Genomic DNA, 24,923 nt, shown 5'->3' with positions numbered 1-24,923 from the left:
GTGACGGCGCTCCCCGGCCAATCCCTCGCGGCGGTCGTGACGGTGCCTGCCGCCGAAGCCGCTGCGCTCGAACCGGTGGCGGGTCGATCGCCCCTGTCGCGTGTCGTGCACGCCTGTCTGGAAGCGGTCGCCGATCCCGCCAGGGTCGTGGTGGCGGTCGCCGAACAGTTCGCAGACGACGTAGGCGCCCTACTCGCCCGCGACGGGTCGGCCGTCGGGCTCGTCGCGGTCGCCGGGACTGCCACACGGGCGCAGTGCCTGGCTGTTGCACTCGAAAAGGTTGTGGCCGAGCCCGTTTCGGCATCACACGTACTCGTCTACAACGTCAACCAGCCTCTGACCCCGGCGCAGCTGCAGGCTCGGGTCATCGAGCACTTGAGGCAGGGAGCTTCCGTCGTGCTACCTGTCCTGCCGGTCACCGACAGCGTGAAGGTCGTGGACGAGCGTGGTGTCGTCACCGCCTCACTGGATCGGTCGACGCTTCAGACCGTGCAATATCCCCGCGGTTTCGCCGCCGACCACCTCGGCCGGCTGATCGCCGAATCCGTCGGGGAGTTCGACGAGGCCGTGGAGGCGATCCGATCGGTAGTGCCGGTTGTGACAGTCGACGGTGACGCCGAGGCCGTTGCGGTCGACCTCCCGCACCACAGTCTGCTCCTCGAGGCCGTCATCGCGAGCCGCGGCGCCCGCTGAGTGTCGTGAGCAGACGTTCGGCGGTCGCGATGTCGCCTGCGTACGTCACCTTGATGTTGTGCGGTTCACCCGGAAAGGTCTGCACCGCAACGTCGGTGAACGCCTCGACGCACGACGACGTATCGGTGCCCTCGAAGCGGTGACGTTCCGAGCTACGGTACGCGGCAAGCAGTTGTGCGGCACGGAAGGCCTGCGGTGTCTGCACCCGAACCAGCGCGGACCCGTCGGCCGGCCGCCGCAGGGCGGTGGTCACCACGTCGCGAAGGGGCAACGCCGGTATCGCGCCACCGGATTCGCGGGCGAGCGCGAGCGCGCGGGTGAACATCTCCGCGCCGGCCATCGGTCGCGCGGCGTCGTGGATGAGCACGACGTCGATGCGCCCGGATTCGATGTCGGTTTGCAGATGGCGTAGGACGTTGAGTTCGGAACCGTGCCGGGTGTCGCCGCCCTCAACGAGTTCCACGTCGGCGGTGGGCAATTCGCGTGCAACCATGTCCCGTGCCAGAGCCAGCTCGCCCTTCCGGTGCACCAGCACGATGCGGTCGATGTCGGACACCGTCGTGAGGGTCTCCAGCGACCACGCCGCCATCGGTCGACCCGCGACAGGGAGGTAGGCCTTGTTGCCGTCGGCGCCGACCCTGGTGCCCAGGCCTGCCGCGAGCACGACCGCCACGGCGCACGGCGGTGTTTCGGGCTCCTCGACGGTCACCCCCGTATCTTGGCACCGACCGTTTCGGCACCTCACGGCCCGGGTACGCAATTTTGCATGCCGAAGACATCCAAGAGCGGCAGCGCCCGGAAGAGCGAACTGCCCAGCACACTGCAGAAGTCGGACGCCAAGGCCCAGCGGACCTTCGCCAAGGCCCATGACGCCGCTGCCGAAGAGTACGGCGAGGGTGAACGCGCACACCGCGTCGCCTACAGCGCGCTCAAGCACAGCTACGAGAAGGTCGGCGACCACTGGGAGGCGAAGGACGAGAAGGGTCCGTCCGATGAGCGTGCACGCAGCGGCGGCCCGAACGCCAAGGGCGATACTGCCGAGGGCGTGAACGCCAACTCCTCCAAGAAGCACCTCATGGAAATCGCGCGGCGCCTTGACATTTCGGGTCGGTCGTCGATGAACAAGGACGAGCTGGTCTCGGCGATCAAGAAGGCCAACCGCCGCGAGACCGCCCGCAACCGCTGACGGATCGGTTCACTCAGTCACCTGCGCCGGTGTCTCGGCCGGTGTGGGTGTCGAGCCCCTCCAGCAACATCCGCTCCTGTTCGACCCTCATCACCCGGCGTGCCTTGCCCCGGGTGATGAGAATGCCGACGACCGCGAACGTCCAGATCGCGTACTGCACGGTCCAGGCCAGCCGGAACGAGTCGGAGGAGAATCCGCCCGTCGCGTCGAGGATCGCGCCCATCGCCTGCATCACCAGCAACGAGGCGATGAACCCGCCCATGTTGACCAGACCGGAAGCGGTGCCCAGCGTGGCGCTCGGGTTGAACGTGCGCGCGAAGTCGAAGCCGACCATCGAACCGGGTCCGCCGACCGAGATCACGACGATCAGCAACACGAGCAGCCACAGCGGCGCCCTGCCGGGTAACGCCAACACAATGGTCCATATCAACGCGTTGCTGGCGATGATCGCCAGAACCAGACGAGAGCGGCGGTGTGGCCGACGCCCGGTGAAGATGCCGATCAGCACCCCCGCCGATATGGCGGCCACCACTGAGACCGTCAGCATCAACCCGGCTACGCCGGCCGAAAGGCCCTGCGCGTTGGTCAGGTAGGGAACGCCCCACATCAGCGCGAACACCGTAACCGAGAACTGGGTGCCCATATGGGTGAAGAACCCGAGTCGCGTGCCCGGTCGCAGCCAGACCGTCTTGACGCTGGCCAGCGTCTCACGCACGGAGACGGTGTGGATCGCCACCGCGTTGCCGTGCGGGGTGTTCTTCACCAGCGCAGCAGTCAGCGCCATCGACAAGACGCCGACCGCGGCCACCGAAACGTAGGCCGTCGTCCAGCCCCATGCGTTGAGGACGGCGAAGAACGGTACCGCCGACAACACCTGGCCGAGCTGGCCGCAGATACCGGTCAACTGCGTGACCAGCGGAACCTGGCGGGGGGTGAACCAGTGCGGCACGAGTCGCAGCACCGAGATGAACGTGAACGCGTCGCCGAGACCCACCACCGCTCGTGCCCCGATGGCGGTGGGCAGCGACTCGGTGAACGCGAGCGTGAGTTGGCCGCCGGACATCAGCGCGGCGCCCGTCAGGATCAGCGTCTTGGAGCCGAAGCGGTCCAGCAGAACCCCGGCAGGCACCTGCGCCGCGGCGTAGACGATGACCTGCAGCACGACGAACGTCGAAAGCACGCTCGGGCTGGCGTGGAACCGTTCGGCGGCATGGAGTCCGGACACGCCCAATGTGGTGCGGTCGAGAACGGCGACGATGTACGCAAACAGGCCGGTGACCCAGACGATCCAGGGACGCACACCGAACCCTTTCTCGCCGGCGGTTGATTAGTCTGACTTTTCCATGGTTCCGCACGGCTGTGCGGCAGCGCCAATTCCGCGTCGGTGAGTTCGCTCACCGACCTGATCGGACCGCGGCGCCGAGTTGGCTAGCAACGGAGCTGTTGCGCAAGCTGTGAAATGAGACTACTAAATTGACGCTGATAGAAGCGTTGCAATCGGCTCGTCGGGTGATAGGAGTCAGCGGTTCGATAGTTTGCTCGCAACCGTCGGCGCCATTACAGTGATCGCATGGATCGTCGCGTGGCTCAGCCGGCACGCGCTCCCGCCGGGGTTCGCGACGTTGGCTGAGTATCGCCTCAACGAGCTGGCCCAGATCTCCGGCGTCAGCGCCCGCAACATTCGTGCGTATCGCGAGCGTGGATTGCTGGATCCGCCGCGCCGCGTCGGCCGGTCGGCGTTCTACGACGACTACCACCTGTCACAGTTGCGCACCATCAACCAGCTGCACCGCCGCGGCTTCAACTCCGCCCACATCGCCGAGTTCTTCGCCAGCCTGCGTGAGGGCGCCGACCTTGCCGACATCCTCGGCATCCAGCGGGCCGTGCTGGGTCCCGGATCCGAAGCAGACGCCCGGGAAGCGTCCGTGGCGGCAGAGGCGAACGGGGACGGGCTTGCGATCGGCCCCGACAGCGACGAGGTGCGGCGGTTGGTCGAGTACGGATTCGCGGAGGTGGTCGACGGCTTCGTGGTGTTGACCGACACCGCGGTGCGACGGGCGGTGGCGCAGTCGGCAGATCCACTCGTATCCGTCCAGGTGCTGTCGCACATCGTCGAGGCCACCGATGGTGCGGTCGACGCGTTGGCGGCTCAGTTCGTCGACGCCCTCGAAGACTTCGTGACCGCGCGGTTGGGCGCGGAGCACGCGTCGACCCGGGCAGGCGGTGATGAGCTCATGCGGACGGTGGGCGAGTACCGGAACCTGTGGACCAGCGTCGTGTTCAGTCGGCTGGACGAGGCGCTTCACCGCCACATTGCAGACGCGAGATACAGCGGGGGCGGTTTACCCGGCGGACAGGCGGAACCCCCTCAGCACGGGCCGCTCACTCGGTGATCTGCCGCCATCGTTCGACCCACTCGTCGTAGTCGGTGCAGTCGTCACCACCGCCGTCGACGCATTTCTTCTGCGGTGTGGTCCAGTAGTGGATCTTGGCGGCAAATCTCGCATCGGTGGCGTGGTAGATGTCGCAGAAGTCGCGCTCGGTGGTGAACTCGCAGGCTTTGGCGTTGGCGGGCGCCTCGCCGAAGAACTCGGCGGCCTCGGCGTTGACCTCCGGTGAGGAGATCCAGTTCAACCACTTGTACATGCAGTTCGGGTGGGCGGCCTTCGACGAGATCATCCACGTGTCCGACCAACCGGTGGACCCCTCTTTGGGCAGCACCGTGTTGACCGGAACCCTGTTGCGCGCCCCGATCGTGTTGGCGATCACCTGCCAGGTGGTGCCGATGACGGACGCGCCGGACTCGAACGCCTCCACCTCCTTGAGATAGTCCGACCAGTACACGCCGATGTTTGCGCGTTGCTCTTCGAGCAGCTGCACCGCGGCATCGAGTTGCCGGGCGTCGAGCGAGTACGGATCTTCGATGCCCAGTTCGGGTTTCTTCTTGGACAGGTACAGCGCCGCGTCGGCGATGTAGATGGGCGAGTCGTATGCGGTGACCTTGCCGCGGTACTTGTCGGTGTCGTCGAAGACCGCCGACCAGGAGTTCGGCGCGTCCCGCACGACCGCGATGTTGTACATCAGCAGGTTGGCGCCCCACCCGTGCGCGATGCCGTACATCTGACCGTCGACCGAATTCCACGGTTGGTCCTTGAGGAACGGCGAGATCGATTCGTAGTGGGGGACCAGCGTGGTGTTCACGGGAGCCACGTCGCCCGCGTAGATGAGCCGAAGGGTCGCGTCGCCGGAGGCCGACACCCCGTCGTATCGCCCGCTGCGCATCAACTGGACCATCTCGTCGGACGTGTTGCCGAGCGTCACCTCGGTCTGGCATCCGGTCTGCTGTTCGAACGGCGTCACCCAATCGGCTTGCGCATCGTTGGAGCCGTCTTCGGCATATCCGGCCCAGGCGATCAGGTTGAGTCGGCCCTCACCCTCGCCGACCGAGCTGAGCGGTTCGATGTTCGGTGGCTCCTGGCCTGCGGGGGGCCGTTGCCCGGGTGAGCATCCGGACGTCAGCGCGAACACCAGAACAGCACAGGTGATGACGATCAAGCCGGTTCGCACGGCGGTGGGCGGCCTGCGCGCCATGGGTGTCACTCCTCGGTCGGTCGGCGGATCGTCGAACCGTGCTACCCGATGATTTCGCGTTTCGGCTTAGCTCGGCAACGCCGCGCCGAGAGAGCGAAGATTGGTGCAGATGTTGCCAGTGACATCGGCGTGATTGCTGTGACCGCTGTCGTATTCTGTGGCACGTGTCAGCATCGTGGCCGATATCGCGGCGGACCGTCCTCAAGGGCGCGCTGGCCGCGCCTGCGGCGCTCGTCGTCGGTGCCGGCGTGCACGTCGCACCCGCTTCAGCGGCGCCGCTCGGAATTCTTCTCGACTACGCCGCCGGTGTGCTCAAGGCCAGCGACATCCGAGCGGCGGGTGCGCTGGGGGCGATTCGCTACGTCTCCGACCGACGACCCGGCGGCGCGTGGATGTTGGGAAAGCCGATCCAACTGGTCGAGGCGCGCGACCTGTACCAGGCCGGGCTGAAAATCGCGTCGTGCTATCAGTACGGCAAGAAGGACACCGCCGACTGGCTGGGCGGCCAGAACGCCGGCGTGGCCCACGCGAAACGCGGCTGGGAGCTGCACGTCGCCGCCGGCGGCCCTCAGGGCGCGCCGATCTATGCATCGATCGACGACAATCCGACCTACGAGCAGTACAAACAGCAGGTCGCCCCGTACCTGCGTGGCTGGGAAGCGGTGCTGGGCAAGGAGCGCGTCGGTGTCTATGCCAACTCGAAGACAATCGAGTGGGCGCTACAGGACGGCATCGGAACGTACTTCTGGCAGCACAACTGGGGATCGCCGGGAAAGGTCACGCACGCGGCCGCCCATCTGCATCAGGTCGAGATCGACAGCCGGTCGATCGCGGGGGTCGGCGTGGACATCAACCACATCCTCAAGCCCGAATTTGGGCAGTGGGACTAAACCTTACCGATCAGTAAGTACGTCCAGCAAACTTTTCTCGGTGGCCGACGGCTCCGGGAAGACAGATCACGCCCACTTGTCTCGTCTGAGCACGGCGACGTCGCTGGTGAGACGCGCCGAAAATTTCTTTATAACGATTTGATAACGAAAGCGCCGTGATCAGGGCACTTCTGCCTACTCGACCGTAACCACCTTCATGCAGGACGTTTGTCCCGAATGCCTTCGGCCGGTGTCGAAGTGCGCGTTATCCAACCGCTGGTTACCCGAGCGTAGAACCCGTCAGTAACCATTTCGGGTGCGAAATCAAGCGCGCTTCTTATGACACTCTTAGTACGGCTGGAGTGCACGGAAGGCGGTTCGGCGAGGTCACGACACAACCTCGGAAGGCCTCGGAACCGCCCGACCGGACCAGCGGATTCGACGCCGAATCGCGTGGCGCCGCGGCAGGAAGCCGGGAGCCATCGGAGCTTCTGAGACGACAGCCGACGACGAGCATGACGCGGGACAGAGGGAGATAACGAGACGTGACGATCAACGAGCAGCACCGGGTGACCACCGACCGCACTGCGGGAGCGGCCCATGCCGGTAATCAGGCCCTCGTCGATCGGCTGAACTCGGGCGAGCCCTACGCCGTGGCCTTCGGCGGCCAAGGCGGCTCGTGGCTGGAGAACCTCGAGGAGTTGGTCAGCTCGGCCGGCATCGAGTCCGAACTCAGCGAGGTGGTCGGTGAGGCGGCGCTGTTGCTCGAGCCCGTCGCACGCGAACTGGTCGTGGTGCGCCCAATCGGTTTCGAGCCGCTGCAGTGGGTGCGCGCGCTGGCCGCCGACGAGCCCCTGCCCGCGACGAAGCAACTCATCACCGCGGCCATCTCGGGACCGGGCATCCTGCTCGCGCAGATGGCCGCGATCCGCGCCGCCGTCCGCCAGGGCCTGGATCTGTACGACGCTCCGCCGGTCGCGATGGCCGGGCACTCGCAGGGGATCATGGCCTGCGAGTCCCTGCGGTCGCGCGGCACCAAAGACGCCGAACTCCTGGCGCTGCTGCAGCTGATCGGCGCGGCCGGGTCGCTGGTGTCCCGTCGGCGCGGCATGGTGGGCCGCGGCGACAAGGCGCCGATGGTGTCGGTGACCAACGTCGATCCCGACCGCATCGCCGAACTGCTCGAAGAGTTCTCCCAGGATGTGCGCACGGTGCTGCCGCCGGTGCTCTCGATCCGCAACGGCAGGCGTTCGGTCGTCATCACCGGCACCCCCGAGCAGCTTGGGCGCTTCGAGCTCTACTGCTCCAAGATCACCGAGAAGGAAGAAGCCGAGCGCAAGAACAAGGTTCGCGGTGGCGCCATCTTCAGCCCGGTCTTCCACGGCGTGCAGGTCGAGGTCGGCTTCCACACGCCGCGGCTGGCAGACGGTGTCGAGGTGGTCGACGGGTGGGCCGCCAAGTGCGGCATCGACCCCGATCTCGCCCACGAGATGACCGAGGCGATCTTCGTGCGCCCGATCGACTGGGTCGCCGAGGTCGAGCGGCTGCACGAGGCGGGCGCGAAGTGGATCGTCGACCTCGGCCCCAGCGACACCGTGACCCGGCTGACCGCCCCGATCATCCGCGGGCTGGGCGTGGGCATCGTTCCCGCCGCCACCCGGGTGGGGCAGCGCAACCTGTTCACGGTCGGCGCTGAACCCGAGGTTCCGCCGGCGTGGTCGAGCTATGCGCCGTCCACCGTGCAGCTGCCCGACGGTTCGGTGAAGCTCTCGACGAAGTTCACCCGCCTCACCGGTCGCTCGCCGATCCTGCTCGCGGGCATGACCCCCACGACCGTCGACGCCAAGATCGTCGCGGCCGCGGCCAATGCCGGGCACTGGGCCGAGCTCGCCGGCGGCGGGCAGGTCACCGAGGAGATCTTCACCGACCGCATCGCCGAGCTGACCACGCTGCTCGAGCCCGGCCGCGCCGTGCAGTTCAACTCGCTGTTCCTCGATCCCTACCTGTGGAAACTGCAGCTGGGGGGCAAGCGCCTGGTGCAGCGGGCCCGTCAGTCGGGCGCGCCCATCGACGGTGTCGTCGTCTCCGCGGGCATCCCCGAGCTCGAGGAAGCCGTCGAGCTGATCGACGAACTGAACACCGTCGGCATCAAGCACGTGGTGTTCAAGCCCGGCACGGTCGACCAGATCAAATCGGTTATCAAGATCGCCGCCGAGGTGCCGAACAAGGACGTCATCGTCCACATCGAGGGTGGCCGCGCCGGTGGGCACCACTCGTGGGAGGACCTCGACGACCTGCTCCTGAGCACCTACGGCGAGCTGCGCAAGCTGTCGAACATCACCGTCTGCGTCGGTGGGGGCATCGGCACCCCCGAGCGCGCGGCCGAGTACCTGTCCGGACGCTGGGCGACCGAGTACGGCTTCCCGGCCATGCCGGTCGACGGCATCCTCGTCGGGACCGCGGCGATGGCGACGCTGGAGGCCACCACATCTCCGGCCGTCAAGCAGATGCTGGTCGAGACCACCGGAACCGACCACTGGATCAGCGCCGGAAAAGCCCAGGGCGGCATGGCATCCAGCCGCAGCCAGCTCGGTGCGGACATCCACGAGATCGACAACGCCGCATCGCGGTGCGGTCGGCTGCTCGACGAGGTCGCCGGTGACGCCGAGGCCGTGGCCGAGCGGCGCGACGAGATCATCGCGGCGATGGCCACCACCTGCAAGCCGTACTTCGGCGATATCGGGGAGATGACCTACCTGCAGTGGCTGCAGCGCTACGTCGAGTTGGCCATCGGTGACGATGACAGCACCGCCGACACCAAACTGGCCGACAGCCCGTGGCTGGCCGACACCTGGCGCGAGCGGTTCGCCGACATGTTGCACCGTGCCGAAGCCCGACTGCACCCGCAGGACTCCGGCCCCATCCCCACACTGTTCAATGACGCTGCGCTGCTGGACGATCCGGCCCGCGCCATGGCGACCCTGGCGGGGCGCTACCCGGAGGCCGAGACGCTGCGCCTGCACCCCGCCGACGTGCCGTGGTTCGTCACGCTGTGCAAGAAGCCGGGTAAGCCGGTCAACTTCGTCCCGGTGATCGACAAGGACGTGCGCCGGTGGTGGCGCAGCGACTCCCTGTGGCAGGCCCACGACGCCCGCTACACCGCCGACCAGGTGTGCATCATCCCCGGTACCCAGGCGGTCGCGGGGATCACCCGCGTCGACGAGCCGGTCGGTGAGCTGCTCGACCGCTTCGAGCAGGCCGCCATCGACGAGGCGGTGGCCGTCAACGGCCAACCCGTGAAGGTGGTGTCGCGCCGGCAGGCGCGCGCCGACGTCACGGGTCCGCTTGCGGTGGTGCTGGATTCGCCCGATGTGTTGTGGGCCGGCCGCGTCGCGATCAACCCCGTGCATCGGATCGGCGCACCCGACGAGTGGCAAGCCAACGAGAACCGCAACGCGACGCATCCGTCCACCGGCGCCCGCCTCGAGCTCAGCGGTGAGCGTGTGACGCTGAGCGTCCCGCTGTCCGACATCTGGATCGACATCCCGTTCACGCTGCCCTCGTGCACCGTCAACGGCGGCATGCCTGTCGTCACCGTCGAAGACGCCTCGGCCGCAATGCGTTCCGTGCTCGCCATCGCCGCCGGTGTGGACGGGCCCGACGCCCTGCCGCCGGTGCACGACAACACCGCGACGGTGACCGCGGACTGGGACCCCGAACGGGTCGCCGACCACACCGGGGTCACCGCCGCGTTCGGTGCGCCGCTGGCGCCCGGCCTGACGCTGGTGCCCGACGCGCTCGTCGGCTATTGCTGGCGCGCGGTGTTCGCGGCGATCGGCTCGGCGATCACCGGCGACGGTTTCCCCGTCGTCGAAGGGCTGCTGAGCCTGGTCCACCTCGACCACGCTGCGCACCTGCTGACGCAGATGCCGAAGGAGCGGGCCGAATTGACCGTCACCGCAACGGTTTCAGCGGCCAGCGACACCGAGTACGGCCGCGTCGTACCCGTGTCGGTGCAGATCCGCGACGCCGAGGGCACGCTGCTGGCCGAGCTCGAGGAACGCTTCGCGATCCGCGGACGCACCGGTGCTGCGGAACTGGGCGACCCGGCGCGCGCGGGCGGTGCGATCACCGACAACGCGACCGACACCCAGCGTCGTCGCCGCCGTGACGTCACAGTCACCGCACCCACCGACATGAGCGCGTTCGCCGTCGTGTCAGGAGACCACAACCCGATTCACACCGACCGCGCCGCCGCGCTGCTCGCGGGGCTGAAATCGCCCATCGTGCACGGCATGTGGCTGTCGGCCGCGGCACAGCACGTCGTGGCCGCCACCGACGGCAGGCCCGCGCCGCCGGCTCGGGTGGTCGGCTGGACGTCGCGGTTCCTCGGCATGGTGCTGCCGGGCGACGACATCGAGTTCCGCGTCGACCGCGTCGGGATCGACCGCGGCGCCGAGATTCTCGAGATCAGCGCCAAGGTCGGCGGTGAGCTCGTGATGTCGGCGACGGCGCAGTTGGCCGCGCCGAAGACCGTGTACGCGTTCCCCGGTCAGGGCATCCAGCACAAGGGCATGGGCATGGAGGTGCGGGCCCGGTCCAAGGCGGCCCGCAAGGTGTGGGACACCGCCGACAAGTTCACCCGCGAGACGCTGGGCTTCTCGGTGCTGCACGTGGTGCGGGACAACCCGACCAGCCTGATCGCCAGCGGTGTGCACTACCACCATCCCGACGGTGTGCTGTTTTTGACGCAGTTCACCCAGGTCGCCATGGCGACCGTGGCCGCCGCCCAGGTCGCCGAGATGCGCGAGCAGGGCGCGTTCGTCGAGGGTGCGATCGCCTGCGGTCACTCCGTCGGCGAGTACACCGCGCTCGCGTGCGTCAGCGGCGTCTACGAGCTCGAGGCGCTGCTCGAGGTGGTGTTCCACCGCGGCAGCAAGATGCACGACATCGTGCCGCGTGACCACCTCGGCCGGTCGAACTACCGGCTCGCCGCAATCCGGCCGTCGCAGATCGACCTCGACGATGCCGACGTCAAGGCTTTCGTCGCCGAGATCTCCGAGCGCACCGGTGAGTTTCTGGAAATCGTGAACTTCAACCTGCGCGGCTCGCAGTACGCGATCGCCGGCACGGTGCGCGGCCTCGAGGCACTGGAGGAGGAGGTCGAGCGGCGCCGCGAGATCAGCGGCGGCAAGCGGTCGTTCATCCTGGTGCCCGGCATCGACGTGCCATTCCACTCCTCGGTGCTGCGGGTCGGCGTGGCCGACTTCCGCCGCTCCCTGGAGCGGGTGATGCCGCGCGATCAGGATCCGGATCTGATTGTCGGCAAGTACATCCCGAACCTGGTGCCGCGGCCGTTCACGCTCGATCGCGACTTCATCGAGGAGATCAGGGATCTGGTGCCTGCCGAGCCGCTCGACGAGATCCTCGCCGACTACGACACCTGGCGTAACGAGAAGCCGCGCGAGCTGTGCCGCAAGATCGTCATCGAGTTGCTGGCGTGGCAGTTCGCCAGCCCGGTGCGGTGGATCGAGACCCAGGACCTGTTGTTCATCGAGGAGGCCGCGGGCGGTCTCGGGATCGAGCGCTTCGTCGAGATCGGTGTGAAGTCCGCGCCGACCGTCGCGGGTCTGGCCGCCAACACGCTCAAGCTTCCCGAGTATTCGCACAGCACAACCGAAGTGCTGAACTCGGAGCGCGACGCTGCGGTGTTGTTCGCCACCGACACCGACCCCGAGCCCGAACTCGAGGACACACCTGCTCCGGCTCCCGCGGCCGAAGCCGCCGCGCCCGTCGAGACGGCCGCACCGGCCGCCCCGGCGCCGGCTGCGCCCGCGGGCGCTCCTTCGCCGTCTGTCGCGCCCGCGGGCGCTCCGCGTCCGGACGACCTGACGTTCGACGCCTCCGACGCCACCATGGCGCTGATCGCGCTGTCGGCGAAGATGCGCATCGACCAGATCGAACCGCTGGACTCCATCGAGTCGATCACCGACGGTGCGTCCTCGCGTCGAAACCAGCTGCTGGTCGACCTCGGCTCCGAGCTCAACCTCGGCGCCATCGACGGTGCGGGCGAAGCCGACCTGGCCGCGTTGAAGGGGCAGGTCACCAAGCTGGCCAGGACCTACAAGCCGTTCGGCCCCGTGCTCTCCGACGCGGTCAACGACCAGCTGCGTACCGTCTTCGGGCCGTCCGGTAAGCGCCCGGCCTACATCGGCGAGCGGGTCACCAAGACCTGGGAGCTGGGCCCGGGCTGGATCAAGCACGTCACCGTCGAGGTGGCGCTGGGCACCCGGGAGGGGACCAGCGTGCGCGGTGGTGAGCTGGGTGGCCTGCACGACGGGGCCCTGGCCGACGCCGCCACCGTCGACAAGGTCATCGACAGTGCGGTCGCCTCGGTGGCGGCCCGCCGGGGTGTGGCGGTGTCTCTGCCGTCGGCCGCGGGAAGCAGTGGAGGCGTGGTGGATTCCGCCGCGCTGACCGAGTTCGCCGAACGGGTCACCGGTCCGGATGGCGTGCTCGCCTCGGCGGCGCGGATGATCCTGGGCCAGCTCGGTCTGGACACCCCGGTCCCGGTGCCGGAGGCCACCGACGCCGAACTGATCGATCTGGTCACCGCCGAACTGGGTTCGGACTGGCCGCGACTGGTGGCGCCCGTGTTCGACGGTCGCAAGGCGGTGCTCTTCGACGACCGCTGGGCCAGCGCCCGCGAGGATCTGGCTCGGCTGTGGTTGTACGACGAGGACGAGATCGACAACGACTGGCAGCGACTCTCGGAACGCTTCGAGGGCGCAGGCCACGTGGTCGGGACGCAGGCCACCTGGTGGCAGGGTAAGGCGCTGGCGGCGGGTCGCAACATCCACGCCTCGCTGTACGGCCGCGCGGCCGCGGGTGCCGAGAATCCGGGCACCGGCCGCTACCACCACGAGGTCGCCGTCGTCACCGGCGCGTCCAAGGGCTCGATCGCGGCGTCGGTGGTCGCGCAGTTGCTCGACGGCGGTGCCACCGTCATCGCGACGACGTCCAAGCTCGACGACGACAGGCTGGCGTTCTACCGGACGCTCTACCGCGACCACGCCCGCTGGAACGCGAAGCTGTGGGTGGTGCCCGCCAACATGGCGTCCTACACCGACATCGACGCGCTGGTTCAGTGGGTCGGTACCGAGCAGACCGAAAGCCTTGGGCCGCAGTCGATCCACCTCAAGGACGCCCAGACCCCGACGTTGCTGTTCCCGTTCGCCGCTCCGCGGGTGGCGGGTGACCTGTCCGATGCCGGGTCGCGCGCCGAGATGGAGATGAAGGTGCTGTTGTGGGCCGTGCAGCGGTTGATTGCCGGTCTGTCCCACATCGGCGCCGAGCGCGATATCGCCGCACGCCTGCACGTCGTGCTGCCCGGTTCGCCGAACCGCGGCATGTTCGGCGGCGACGGCGCCTACGGCGAGGCGAAGTCCTCGCTCGATGCGCTGGTCTCGCGGTGGAAGGCCGAATCATCGTGGGCGCAGCGGGTTTCGCTTGCGCATGCGCTAATCGGCTGGACCAAGGGCACGGGCCTGATGGGCCACAACGACGCGATCGTCGGTGCGGTCGAAGAGGCCGGAGTGCGCACGTTCACCACCGACGAGATGGCGGGCATGCTGCTCGGGCTGTGCGACATCGAGGCCAAGGTCGCCGCGGCGCGTGAGCCGCTACAGGCGGACTTCACCGGCGGGCTGGCCGATGTCGACATCGACATGGCCGAGCTGGCCGCCAAGGCCCGCGAAGAGATGGTGTCCGAAAGCCACACCGAGGACACGGATCCCGAGGGCACCGTGCGTGCCCTGCCGTCACCGCCACGCGGTTACAAGTCCGCGCCGGCACCCGAGTGGGCCGACCTCGACGTCGATCCCGCCGACATGGTGGTGATCGTCGGCGGCGCCGAACTCGGGCCGTACGGTTCCTCGCGCACCCGTTTCGAGATGGAGGTCGAGAACGAGCTGTCGGCCGCCGGCGTCCTCGAGCTGGCGTGGACGACCGGGCTGGTGAAGTGGGAGGACGATCCCACGCCGGGCTGGTACGACACCGAAACCGGTGACCTGGTCGACGAGGGTGAGCTGGTGGAGCGTTACCACGACGCCGTGGTCGAGCGGGTCGGCATTCGCGAATGGGTGGATGATGGAGCGATCGACCCCGATCACGCGTCGCCGCTTCTGGTTTCGGTCTTCCTGGACAAGGACTTCACGTTCGTCGTGTCGTCGGAGGCCGAGGCCCGCGGATTCCTGAAGTTCGATCCTGAGCACACCGTGATCGCGCCCGTACCCGACAGCGGCGACTGGCAGGTGACCCGTAAGGCGGGCACCGAGGTCCGGGTCCCTCGGAAGGTCAAGCTGTCCCGCACAGTGGGCGCGCAGATCCCGACCGGGTTCGACCCGATGGTGTACGGCGTCAGCCAGGAGATGATGAACTCCATTGACCGGTTGGCGATCTGGAACCTCGTCACCACTGTCGACGCGTTCCTGTCGGCGGGCTTCAGCCCGAGCGAACTGATGCGCTGGGTGCACCCGAGCCTGGTGGCCAGCACACAGGGCACCGGCATGGGCGGTATGACGTCGATGCAGACGATGTACCACGGCAACCTGCTGGGCCGGAACAAACCGAACGACATCCTGCAGGAGGTCCTGCCGAACGTCATCGCCGGACACGTCGTCCAGAGCTATGTCGGCAGCTACGGGGCGATGATCCACCCGGTCGGGGCCTGCGCGACGGCGGCCATCTCGGTCGAGGAGGGTGTCGACAAGATCAAGCTGGGCAAGGCCGAGTTCGTGGTCGCCGGCGGGTACGACGACACGACTCTCGAGGCGGTCATCGGGTTCGGTGACATGGCCGCGACCGCGGACACCGCGATGATGCGGGCCAGGGGGATCAGCGACTCGAAGTTCTCCCGTGCCAACGATCGTCGTCGGCTCGGGTTCGTCGAGGGCCAAGGCGGCGGGACGATCCTGCTGGCCCGTGGTGATCTCGCGCTCAAGATGGGGCTGCCCGTGCTCGCGGTGGTGGGCTACGTGTCGTCGTTCGGCGACGGTGTGCACACCTCGATCCCGGCGCCCGGTCTGGGTGCGTTGGCCGCAGGCCGCGGCGGTCGCAAGTCGCAGCTGGCGAACTCGCTGGCCGAGCTCGGCGTCGGACCCGACGACATCGCGGTGGTGTCCAAGCACGACACGTCGACGTTGGCCAACGATCCCAACGAGACCGAGCTGCACGAGCGGCTCGCCGACGCGCTGGGCCGCTCCGACGGCGCGCCGCTGTTCGTGGTGTCGCAGAAGAGCCTGACCGGTCACTCGAAGGGAGGCGCCGCAGCGTTCCAGATGATGGGGCTGTGCCAGATCCTGCGCGACGGCGTCATTCCGCCGAACCGCAGCCTGGACTGCGTCGACGACGAGCTCGCCGGGTCCGCGCACATGGTGTGGCTGCGGGAGACCCTGCACCTCGGCGGCTCGTTCCCGCTGAAGGCGGGGTTGATCACCAGCCTGGGCTTCGGCCACGTGTCCGGCCTGATCGCGCTGGTGCATCCGCAGGCGTTCCTGGCCGCGCTGACCCCCGAGCAGCGCGCGGACTACAAGCAGCGTGCGGATGCCCGGGTGCTGGCAGGCCAGCACCGGCTGGCATCGGCGATCGCCGGCGGCAAGTCGCTGTACGAGAAGCCGACCGACCGCCGGTTCGGCCACGACGCCCCCGAGAAGCGGCAGGAAGCCGACATGCTTCTCGATCCGGCATCGCGGCTCGGCGACGACGACGTGTATGTCCCCGGCGGAAGCGGGCGATGAGCGCTTGCGCGACGAGCGAAGGGTATGAGATAGCGTTCGGCCCATGGCGATAGTCGGGGTGGGGATCGACCTGGTCTCCATTCCCGAGTTCGCCGAACAGGTCGACCAGCCCGGGACGGTCTTCGCCGAGACGTTCACCCCCGGTGAGCGGCGCGACGCCGCCGACAAGAGTTCGTCGGCGGCCCGCCATCTGGCAGCGCGCTGGGCGGCCAAGGAGGCCGTCATCAAGGCGTGGTCGGGGTCGCGGTTCTCCAAGCGGCCGGTGCTGCCCGAAGGCATCCACCGCGACATCGAGGTCATCACCGACATGTGGGGCAGGCCCAAGGTGCGGCTGTCCGGCGCGATCGCCGAGCACCTGAAGGATGTGACGATCCACCTGTCGTTGACCCACGAGGCGGGTACCGCCGCCGCGGTCGCCATCCTCGAAGAGCGCTAACCCGACCTCCCGCGAGGGCCCACACCCCAGTAGGCGAGCGACCGTGTCTGCACACGACACGCCGCGGATTAGCGGCACTTCGCGGTCGCTCGCGGTGAATGACTGACCCGATAGTGTCGTCGCCATGAGCGATCTGGTGCAGCGGGTGCGTGAGGTGTTGCCGGAGGTTCGGCGCGATCTGGAAGATCTGGTGCGCATCGAATCGGTGTGGGCGGACCCGGCGCGGCGCGGCGAGGTGCAACGCAGCGCCGACGCGGTGGCGAAGCTGTTGACCGACGCCGGTTTCGGTGATGTGCAGATCGTCAGCGAGGGCGGCGCGCCCGCGGTCATCGCGCGCCATCCCGCACCGGCGGGAGCGCCGACGGTGTTGTTGTATGCCCACCACGATGTGCAACCCGAAGGCGATCCGGCGCAGTGGCTTTCGCCGCCGTTCGAACCGACCGAGCGCGACGGACGCCTCTACGGTCGAGGTACCGCCGACGACAAGGCAGGCATCGCAACACATCTGGCGGCCTTCCGCGCGCACGGCGGCAACCCTCCTGTCGGCGTCACCGTGTTCGTCGAAGGGGAGGAGGAGTCGGGGTCCCCGTCACTGTCGCGACTGCTGGCCGCGCACCACGACACCCTGGCCTCCGACGTGATCGTCATCGCCGACTCCGACAACTGGAGCACTGAGGTGCCGTCGCTGACGGTGTCGCTGCGCGGGCTCGTCGACTGTGTCGTCGAGGTCGCAACGCTCGACCACGGCCTTCACTCTGGACTGTGGGGTGGGGTCGTGCCCGACGCGGTCAGCGTGCTGGTGCGGTTGTTGGCCAGCCTGCACGACGACGACGGCAACGTCGCGGTGACCGGCCTGCACGAGGGTGTGGCCGCCGACGTCGACTTCCCACCCGTGCGTGTCCGCGAGGAGACCGGACTTCTGCCGGGCGTGTCCGAGATCGGTTCGGGCTCAGTGCCGCAGCGGTTGTGGGCCAAACCGGCGATCACCATCATCGGGATCGACACGACGCCGATCGACAAGTCGTCCAACACCTTGATCCCGCGAGCACGGGCCAAGGTCAGCATGCGTATCGCGCCGGGTGCAGACGTGGAACACCACATGGAGGCGTTGACCCGCCATCTCGAGCAGCACGCCCCGTGGGGTGCCCAGGTAACCGTCACCCGGGGTGACCACGGGCAGCCGTACGCCATCGACGCCACCGGCCCGGTCTACGACGCTGCCCGAGCGGCCTTCCGGGAGGCGTGGGGCACCGAGCCCGTCCATACCGGCGTCGGCGGTTCGATCCCGTTCATCGCCGAGTTCGCCGACGCATTCCCGTCGGCGAAGATCTTGGTGACCGGCGTGGAAGACCCTGCGACACAGGCGCACAGCGTCAACGAGAGCCTGCACCTCGGTGTGCTGGAACGCGCCGCCGTGTCCGAGGCCCTGTTGCTGGCGAACCTGGGCTCAGGGGGACGGGTCGCGTCGTAGCTTGGCGACGTGCCCGGTGGCGCGCACCAGGTGGATGCGCACCCGAGCGGACGCCGTGGCTGCTCTATTGCTTGGGCGTGAGTACCACGATGGGGATCGGGCGGGAAGTGCGTTTTTGGTACTCGGCGTACGTGCCCTTATTGACTTCGTTGACGATCTTCCATAGCCGGTCGTATGCAGGATCACTTGGTAGGACCGACCGAGCTGTAGCGCCGAAACGCTTTGGGCCCACGTTGATTTCCACGTCAGGGTGAGCCTTCAAGTTGTAATACCAGCCCGGCGACCGCGGAGCCCCGCCGTTGGACGCCGTCACCAGGTAGTCCTCACCGTCGCGGCCGTATGCCAGCGATGCTGTGCGCGGCTCGCCCGTCTTGGCGCCGACTGTATGCAACAGCAGGCTAGGAATCCACATCATCCGGTGGCCGATCCAGCCGTGGGTCTTCTGGTACACCTTGTCGTGAAACCGCATGTATCCGAAGAGCGCCTTCTCGACGAGGGAATTCATGGTGATGAGTATTGCTGCGCCGATAAGACTTCTTGACCAGAACAGCTCAAACGGACAGGTCGCGTCGTAGTTTGGCGACGTGCCCGGTGGCGCGCACGTTGTACTGGGCGACCTCGATCTTGCCGTTCTCGTCGACGACGAACGTCGACCGGATCACACCCTGAACGGTCTTGCCGTACATCGTCTTTTCCCCGAACGCGCCCCACGCGGTGAGTACTTCACGATCCGGATCGGACAGCAGCGGGAAGGTCAGCTTCTCCTTGTCGCGGAACTTGGCCAGCTTCTCCGGCTTGTCCGGTGAGATGCCGATGACATCGAGGCCGGCATCGCTGAGTTCGTGGAGGTTGTCGCGGAAATCGCAGGCCTGTTTGGTGCAGCCGGGGGTCGAGGCCGCCGGATAGAAGTACACGATGACCTTGCGGCCCTTGAAGTCGGACAGCTTGACGGTGTTGCCGTCGGCGTCGGGCAGGCTGAATGCAGGGGCTTTGTCGCCGACCTCGAGTCGCGGAGTCTGTGGCATGCGCGGGCATCCCTTCTGTCGACCGGTGCGCTACAGCGAGCGCGGGCTGCTCTAGGGTAGATCGGCAGGCTCCATCTGGGAGCACCGACTTGGACGGCTTGGAGGCGCACGTGGCAGACCGCGATCCCGAGACCATCAAGCAGGACATCGACCAGGCTCGGGAGCAACTCGCGGCGACGGTGGACACCCTCGCCGAGCGTGCCAACCCCAGTCGATTGCTCGACGACGCCAAGTCGGCGGCAATCCGATTTGTGACGAAACCCGCAGTGGCGGTGTCTCTTGCCGGCGTCGGAGTCGTTGCGCTCGTGCTCGTCGTGCGCCGGATTCGGCAGAACTGAGCGAACGCTCTCAGCGCCGTCGCGGCGTGCGGAACAGGTCGGAGAACGAGAAACCAGGGGGATTGGCAACCCGGCCGAGCCGGTTGCAGCTGTACACAGCGACCGGAATCTGGGCAGTTACTTCGGGGGACGCACCCGCACCCGCTCCGTCTGCCGCAAATGAACCGCCAGGCTGCGCCATCAGCTAAGTCCCTTATTCCTTCCGGCTTTTCGCTGCTTTTGTGCTCCTCGTAGGTCAGCTAACGTGACTGTAGCAGACCGCTCTCTTTTATCGCAGCTTGAACCGTACAAAGTCCAGGGGGACAGCATCTCCGCAACGGCGTAGATGGTGAGATCTTCGTCTCCATAAGCCACGTTATGTAGCCTGCAGCACACATCTAGCACACGACAGCAGATTGATGTCCAAAATTTACGCAACCGTGATCCGGCAACGTCGCCGTGGACGTTTGCGCGCGTCACCGCGTGGGAAAGAAGAACGCGACCGTGACGCACTGTCACGGTCGCACTCAATCGAAGCTTGTGCGCCGTCAGGGTTTCGAACCCCGGACCCGCTGATTAAGAGTCAGCTGCTCTACCAACTGAGCTAACGGCGCGCGGGTGCGACAATAACAGGACTTGCTGTGCAGGACGAAATCTCTGGCCCCGACGTCGCCTCGACGATGTCCGCGTCGCAACCCGTACTCGATTTTGCCCTTAGACTGTTGCCAAGAATCATCGATCCCGTAGTCCCTGGTTGTGAGGTGGAGTAAGCAATGTGGCGAGTCCGTTCAGTGGCCCGTCCGCGTCGACGTGCATGGTTGGTGACCGTTGCACTGATCCCCGCCATGGCGCTCGCGTTGTCGGCATGCGGCGGTAACTCGGCGCCGCAGCAGCCCCAGGTGATCGACGACAAGGGAACTCCGTTCGGAGACCTGCTCGTCCCGAAGCTGACCGCATCGGTGACCGACGGTGCCGTGGGCGTCAGTGTGGACTCGCCGGTGACCATCAGCGCGGAGGACGGCGTGCTCGAATCGGTCACCATGGTGAACGAGTCCGGCAAGTCGGTCGCGGGGGTCTTGAGCCCGGACGGGCTGACCTGGTCGACCACCGAACCACTGGGCTACAACAAGCGCTACACGCTCACGGCCGAATCGCTAGGGCTCGGCGGCGCCACCACCCGGCGGATGGCCTTCGAGACCCATTCGCCCGAGAACCTGACCATGCCGTACGTGCTGCCCAACAACGGTGAGGTGGTTGGAGTCGGACAACCGGTCGCCGTTCGGTTCGACGAGAGCATCACCAACCGGGTGGCCGCGCAGAAGGCCATCAAGATCAAGACCGATCCTCCGGTCGAGGGCGCGTTCTACTGGCTGAGCAACCAAGAGGTGCGGTGGCGGCCCGCGAACTACTGGAAGCCCGGCACGAAGGTCGACGTCGCGGTGAACACCTACGGCGTCGACCTCGGAGACGGCCTCTTCGGTCAGGAGAACGTCAGCACGAGCTTCACGATCGGCGATGAGGTCATCACCAGCATCGACGACAGCACGAAGACGCTGACGGTCAAGCGCAACGGCGAGGTGATCAAGACCATGCCGGTGTCGATGGGCAAGAACAGCACGCCCACCAACAACGGCGTCTACATCGTCGGGGACCGGCGCTCACACATGGTGATGGACTCTTCGACTTACGGAGTTCCGGTCAACTCCGCCAACGGGTATCGCACCGAGGTGGATTGGGCCACCCAGATCTCCTACAGCGGCATCTACGTCCACGCCGCGCCGTGGTCGGTGGGCAGCCAGGGCTACAGCAACGTCAGCCATGGGTGCATCAACGTCAGCACGAGCAATGGGCGGTGGTTCCACGACAACTCCAAGCGCGGAGACGTCGTCGAGATCGTCAACACCGTCGGGTCGACGCTGCCGGGCACCGACGGCCTTGGCGACTGGAACATCCCGTGGGATCAGTGGAAGGCCGGCAACGCCAACCTCTGACGTGAGCAGCTGACAGGGCGCAGCGCGTCAGCGCCGAAAGCCCCTCAGCGCCGCCCCGAAAGTGGCACCTGAGCCGAGATGCGCCCGGAATTTCGCCATCGGCTCACGGATCGGCGCCATACCCCCTGCCGACGGTCGAAAAAAGAGTCAGGGAGCGAAGATTCGCTCCCTGACTCATTGGGGTGGCTGACGGGACTCGAACCCGCGACATCCAGGATCACAACCTGGTGCTCTACCAACTGAACTACAGCCACCATCGCCGCGAACCCTGGTGGGCACGGCGGCGACGTCGATACTAACCGCTCGAACGCTCGGCGGCCGAATCGATGTCGTCGGCGCTCTCGTTCGGCGGCCCCAATTCTTGGGCCACGGCCGCGATATCGCTGGTCGACGGCCCGGGTGGGGCTACGAACGCGGTGCGGCGGTAGTACTGCAGCTCACGGATCGACTCGTGGATGTCGGCCAGCGCACGGTGCGCGAGGCCCTTCTCGGGCTGCCCGAAGTAGATGCGGGGATACCAGCGCCTGCACAACTCCTTGATCGAGCTCACGTCGATCATCCGGTAGTGCAGGTAGTCGTCGAGCTTGGGCATGTCGCGGGCGATGAAGCCGCGGTCGGTGGCGATCGAGTTGCCCGCCAGCGGCGCCGTCTTGGCCTGTTTGACGTGGGTGCGGATGTAGTCGAGGACCAGCTCCTCGGCTTCGGGCACCGTGACGGTCGACGCCTTGACCTCGTCGATCAGCCCCGAGCGGGTGTGCATCTCGGTGACCACCGGGATCATCGACGCCAACGCTTCGTCGTCGGTGTGGATGACGACGTCGATGCCGTCGCCGAGAATGTTGAGGTCAGCGTCTGTCACCAGCACCGCGATTTCGATGAGCCGGTCGGTCTTGAGATCCAGGCCCGTCATCTCGCAGTCGATCCACACCAGTTCGTCACGCACGACGCTCACATTAAGCCTTGCCGCTGCATGCGGCCCGTTGCACCCCGTCCGTCGGGTGCGTCGCGGGCGTTAGGGTGCCAGCCATGGCCAGTGAGTCCACGCCCACCCCCGCACAGAAGATCGCCGCAGGTTACGCCGCCGAAGGGGCCGCGCTGGAGCTTGGCTCCATCGTCGTCGACGGCGCCTGTGATCCGACCGCGCAGGTTCGCATCCCGCTGGCCACCGTCAACCGCCACGGCCTGATCGCCGGCGCCACCGGTACCGGCAAAACGAAATCGCTGCAGGTGCTCGCCGAACAGCTTTCGGCCGCGGGGGTGCCGTGTGTGATGGCCGACGTCAAGGGCGACCTCTCGGGGCTGTCGCGACCCGGCGAGGCCAACGAGAACGTCACCGCGCGGGCCGCCGACACCGGTGACGACTGGGTGCCGACGGCGTATCCCGTCGAGTTCCTGTCGCTGGGCACCACCGGTATCGGGGTACCGGTGCGCGCGACGATTTCCAGTTTCGGCCCGATCCTGCTGTCGAAGGTGCTCGGGCTGAACGCGACGCAGGAGTCGACCTTGGGCCTGATCTTTCACTGGGCCGACCAGCAGGGCCTTTCGCTGCTGGACCTCAAGGACCTGCGCGCGGTGATCCAGTACCTCACCAGCGACGAGGGCAAGCCCGAGCTCAAGGCGCTCGGCGCGGTGTCCACCACGACCGCGGGGGTGATCCTGCGGGCGCTGATCAATCTCGAGGCCGACGGCGGTGACACGTTCTTCGGAGAGCCCGAACTCGAGCCCGAGGACCTGCTGCGGGTCGACGAGAAGGGCCGCGGCATCATCACGCTGCTCGAGCTCGGCAGCCAGGCCGCCCGTCCGGTGATGTTCTCCACCTTCCTGATGTGGGTGCTTGCCGACCTGTTCGCGACGCTTCCGGAGGTCGGCGACCTCGACAAGCCGAAACTTGTCTTCTTCTTTGACGAGGCGCACCTGCTGTTCTCTGACGCGTCCAAGGCGTTCCTCGAACAGGTCGAGCAGACGGTCAAGTTGATCCGGTCCAAGGGGGTCGGGGTGTTCTTCTGCACGCAGTTGCCCACTGACGTGCCCAACGACGTCCTGTCCCAGTTGGGTGCGCGTATTCAGCACGCGCTGCGCGCATTCACACCCGACGACGAGAAGGCTCTGTCGAAGACGGTGCGCACATATCCCAAAACCGATGTCTACGACCTGAAGTCGGCCTTGACGTCGCTGGGTATCGGCGAGGCGATCGTCACCGTGTTGTCGGAGAAGGGCGCGCCGACACCAGTGGCATGGACCCGGATGCGAGCCCCGCGATCGCTGATGGACACCATCGGTCCAGAAGCAATCACCGCGGCCGCGAAAGCCAGTGAGCTGCAGGCTGAATACGGCCAGACCATCGACCGGGAGTCCGCTTACGAGCGGCTCAACGCGCGGTTGGCCCCGCCGGAGGAGCCCCCCGCCGCGCCTGACGCCTTACCGCCGCCGCTGCCTCCGGTGCCGCAGGGCGGTGGGGCCAGCGCCTCGGGTCAGGTCAAGTCTCGCGACACCGCAGAGCCGTCGATGGTGGAGAAGGTCGTCAGCAGTCCGGCTTTCAAGAGCGCGATGCGCTCGGCGGGCACGGTGATCGGCCGCGAGATCACCCGCAGCATCTTCGGCACCGGGCGCAGGCGCAGCCGTCGTCGTCGCTAGTGGCGCCGAAACTGCATTCCCGCAGCGAAAGTGCGAGAAGGGCCCTGCCGGAATGCAATTTCGCGGCGGCAGGAGAACGCTCAGCTGCCGCCGAGCTTCTTGTAGACGGCGCCGACGATCGGCGTCACGATCGCGCGCGGCGTGTACCCCGCCGCAACCGACATCGCCTTCGACGTCACACCGGGGACGACGCGCATCTTGTTGCGCCCCAACGCATCCAACGACTGCTTGGCGGTGTACTGCGTGGAGATCCACAGAAAGTCCGGGATCACCTTCTCCACCAGCGACTGCTCGTCGGGGTCCGGCAGCGCCTCGCGCACCGGTCCCGGCGCCAACAATGTCACATGCACGCCGTCCTTCTTGAGCTCGCCGCGCAGCGACTCGCTGAACGTGTTGACGAACGCCTTGCTCGCGGCATAGGTCGCGTTGTTGGGAATCGGTGAATTGCCCGCCGCGGAGCCGGAGATGAGGATCCCGCCGGCCTTGCGCTGCACCATTCCCGGCAGGACGGCGAGCACGAGGTCGTGCACGCCCAACACATTGAGTTGGACCTGCGCCTTCTCGTCCGCCGGATCCAGCGACGACACCGGACCGAACGTCGCGGTGCCCGCGTTCGCGCACAGAATCGAGATGTTGCGAGTCGCCAACTCGTCGCACAGCTTCGTGCGCTCCGTGGGGTCGGCCAGATCGACGGGTCGCACCTCCACCGTCACGCCGTACTGCTGCACCAGGCGGTCGGCAAGCGCCCGCAGCACCTCCTCGCGGCGCGCAGTGATGATCAGGTGATGTCCGCGGGCCGCGAGTTCGGTGGCCAGCGATTCGCCGATGTTCTGGGACGCGCCGGTGACCACGGCGCGGGCGTCGGCGCTGGGTGCGGGTACTGGCATGCGCCGGACTATATCGTGGGCGGACC

17 protein-coding genes and 2 tRNA genes are annotated in these 24,923 nt (G+C 67.1%); 10 read left to right on the top strand and 9 right to left on the bottom strand.

The window, feature by feature from the left end; genetic code table 11:
• Entirely contained in the window at positions 1-693 is a 693-nt protein-coding gene (locus tag A5790_RS01205; protein ID WP_066840763.1) for a 2-C-methyl-D-erythritol 4-phosphate cytidylyltransferase, read from the top strand.
• On the opposite strand, the gene A5790_RS01200 is transcribed toward A5790_RS01205, so the two are convergent.
• Positions 668-1,402, bottom strand: a complete 735-nt coding sequence (locus tag A5790_RS01200) for a 2-C-methyl-D-erythritol 4-phosphate cytidylyltransferase (protein ID WP_231987568.1) — start codon at positions 1,400-1,402, stop codon at positions 668-670. The genes A5790_RS01205 and A5790_RS01200 overlap by 26 nt on opposite strands.
• Before the next feature lie 57 nt (positions 1,403-1,459).
• On the opposite strand from A5790_RS01200, the gene A5790_RS01195 reads away from it, so the two are divergent.
• Positions 1,460-1,879, top strand: coding sequence for a ChaB family protein (locus A5790_RS01195; protein WP_066840761.1), 420 nt, complete (start codon positions 1,460-1,462; stop codon positions 1,877-1,879).
• 13 nt (positions 1,880-1,892) lie between these two features.
• On the opposite strand, the gene A5790_RS01190 is transcribed toward A5790_RS01195, so the two are convergent.
• On the bottom strand, positions 1,893-3,179 hold the full coding sequence (locus A5790_RS01190) for a nitrate/nitrite transporter (protein WP_066840759.1): 1,287 nt from the start codon (positions 3,177-3,179) through the stop codon (positions 1,893-1,895).
• 235 nt (positions 3,180-3,414) lie between these two features.
• On the opposite strand from A5790_RS01190, the gene A5790_RS01185 reads away from it, so the two are divergent.
• Entirely contained in the window at positions 3,415-4,272 is an 858-nt protein-coding gene (locus tag A5790_RS01185) for a MerR family transcriptional regulator (RefSeq protein WP_369829753.1), read from the top strand.
• Here A5790_RS01185 and A5790_RS01180 read toward each other — a convergent pair.
• Positions 4,262-5,470: an ABC transporter substrate-binding protein gene (locus A5790_RS01180; protein WP_066840757.1), complete on the bottom strand. Its 1,209-nt coding sequence runs from the start codon at positions 5,468-5,470 to the stop codon at positions 4,262-4,264. The genes A5790_RS01185 and A5790_RS01180 overlap by 11 nt on opposite strands.
• Positions 5,471-5,634: 164 nt before the next feature.
• On the opposite strand from A5790_RS01180, the gene A5790_RS01175 reads away from it, so the two are divergent.
• From A5790_RS01175 to A5790_RS01160, 4 genes are all read left to right on the top strand, one after another.
• Positions 5,635-6,360: a DUF1906 domain-containing protein gene (locus tag A5790_RS01175; RefSeq protein WP_231987567.1), complete on the top strand. Its 726-nt coding sequence runs from the start codon at positions 5,635-5,637 to the stop codon at positions 6,358-6,360.
• A gap of 524 nt (positions 6,361-6,884) precedes the next feature.
• Positions 6,885-16,136, top strand: coding sequence for a type I polyketide synthase (locus A5790_RS01170; protein WP_066840754.1), 9,252 nt, complete (start codon positions 6,885-6,887; stop codon positions 16,134-16,136).
• Between the two features lie 43 nt (positions 16,137-16,179).
• Positions 16,180-16,572, top strand: coding sequence for a holo-ACP synthase (locus A5790_RS01165; protein ID WP_064396968.1), 393 nt, complete (start codon positions 16,180-16,182; stop codon positions 16,570-16,572).
• 124 nt (positions 16,573-16,696) lie between these two features.
• Positions 16,697-18,043 carry a dipeptidase gene (locus tag A5790_RS01160; RefSeq protein WP_066840753.1) on the top strand — a complete coding sequence of 449 codons (1,347 nt, stop codon included), beginning with the start codon at positions 16,697-16,699 and terminating at the stop codon, positions 18,041-18,043.
• A gap of 64 nt (positions 18,044-18,107) precedes the next feature.
• Here A5790_RS01160 and A5790_RS01155 read toward each other — a convergent pair whose 3' ends face one another.
• Positions 18,108-18,548, bottom strand: a complete 441-nt coding sequence (locus A5790_RS01155) for a nitroreductase family deazaflavin-dependent oxidoreductase (RefSeq protein WP_066840752.1) — start codon at positions 18,546-18,548, stop codon at positions 18,108-18,110.
• A 46-nt stretch (positions 18,549-18,594) separates the two neighbouring features.
• Positions 18,595-19,068 (bottom strand): thioredoxin-dependent thiol peroxidase, encoded by a 474-nt coding sequence (bcp, locus tag A5790_RS01150; protein WP_066840751.1) that lies wholly within the window; start codon positions 19,066-19,068, stop codon positions 18,595-18,597.
• A 110-nt stretch (positions 19,069-19,178) separates the two neighbouring features.
• Here bcp and A5790_RS01145 point away from each other — a divergent pair, with 110 nt between their 5' ends.
• A complete protein-coding gene (locus A5790_RS01145; RefSeq protein ID WP_064397418.1) occupies positions 19,179-19,406 on the top strand; it encodes a DUF3618 domain-containing protein in 228 nt (75 codons plus the stop codon).
• Between the two features lie 520 nt (positions 19,407-19,926).
• On the opposite strand, the gene A5790_RS01140 is transcribed toward A5790_RS01145, so the two are convergent.
• Positions 19,927-19,999, bottom strand: a tRNA-Lys gene (locus A5790_RS01140).
• 159 nt (positions 20,000-20,158) lie between these two features.
• Here A5790_RS01140 and A5790_RS01135 point away from each other — a divergent pair.
• Positions 20,159-21,376, top strand: a complete 1,218-nt coding sequence (locus tag A5790_RS01135) for an Ig-like domain-containing protein (protein ID WP_066840750.1) — start codon at positions 20,159-20,161, stop codon at positions 21,374-21,376.
• 178 nt (positions 21,377-21,554) lie between these two features.
• Here A5790_RS01135 and A5790_RS01130 read toward each other — a convergent pair.
• Positions 21,555-21,630 (bottom strand) — tRNA-His (locus A5790_RS01130).
• A 41-nt stretch (positions 21,631-21,671) separates the two neighbouring features.
• On the bottom strand, positions 21,672-22,319 hold the full coding sequence (gene orn, locus A5790_RS01125) for an oligoribonuclease (RefSeq protein ID WP_066840825.1): 648 nt from the start codon (positions 22,317-22,319) through the stop codon (positions 21,672-21,674).
• Positions 22,320-22,402: 83 nt separating this feature from the next.
• Here orn and A5790_RS01120 point away from each other — a divergent pair, with 83 nt between their 5' ends.
• On the top strand, positions 22,403-24,010 hold the full coding sequence (locus tag A5790_RS01120; RefSeq protein ID WP_066840739.1) for a helicase HerA-like domain-containing protein: 1,608 nt from the start codon (positions 22,403-22,405) through the stop codon (positions 24,008-24,010).
• Positions 24,011-24,090: 80 nt separating this feature from the next.
• Here A5790_RS01120 and cmrA read toward each other — a convergent pair whose 3' ends face one another.
• On the bottom strand, positions 24,091-24,897 hold the full coding sequence (gene cmrA / locus A5790_RS01115) for a mycolate reductase (protein WP_066840737.1): 807 nt from the start codon (positions 24,895-24,897) through the stop codon (positions 24,091-24,093).
• Positions 24,898-24,923: the final 26 nt, after the last annotated feature.

The sequence above is a fragment of the Mycobacterium sp. 852002-51152_SCH6134967 genome (assembly GCF_001667105.1).
GTDB lineage: Bacteria > Actinomycetota > Actinomycetes > Mycobacteriales > Mycobacteriaceae > Mycobacterium > Mycobacterium neumannii_A.
Note: the sequence above shows the minus strand (reverse complement) of the source record. Positions and strands in the feature narration are given on the sequence as shown.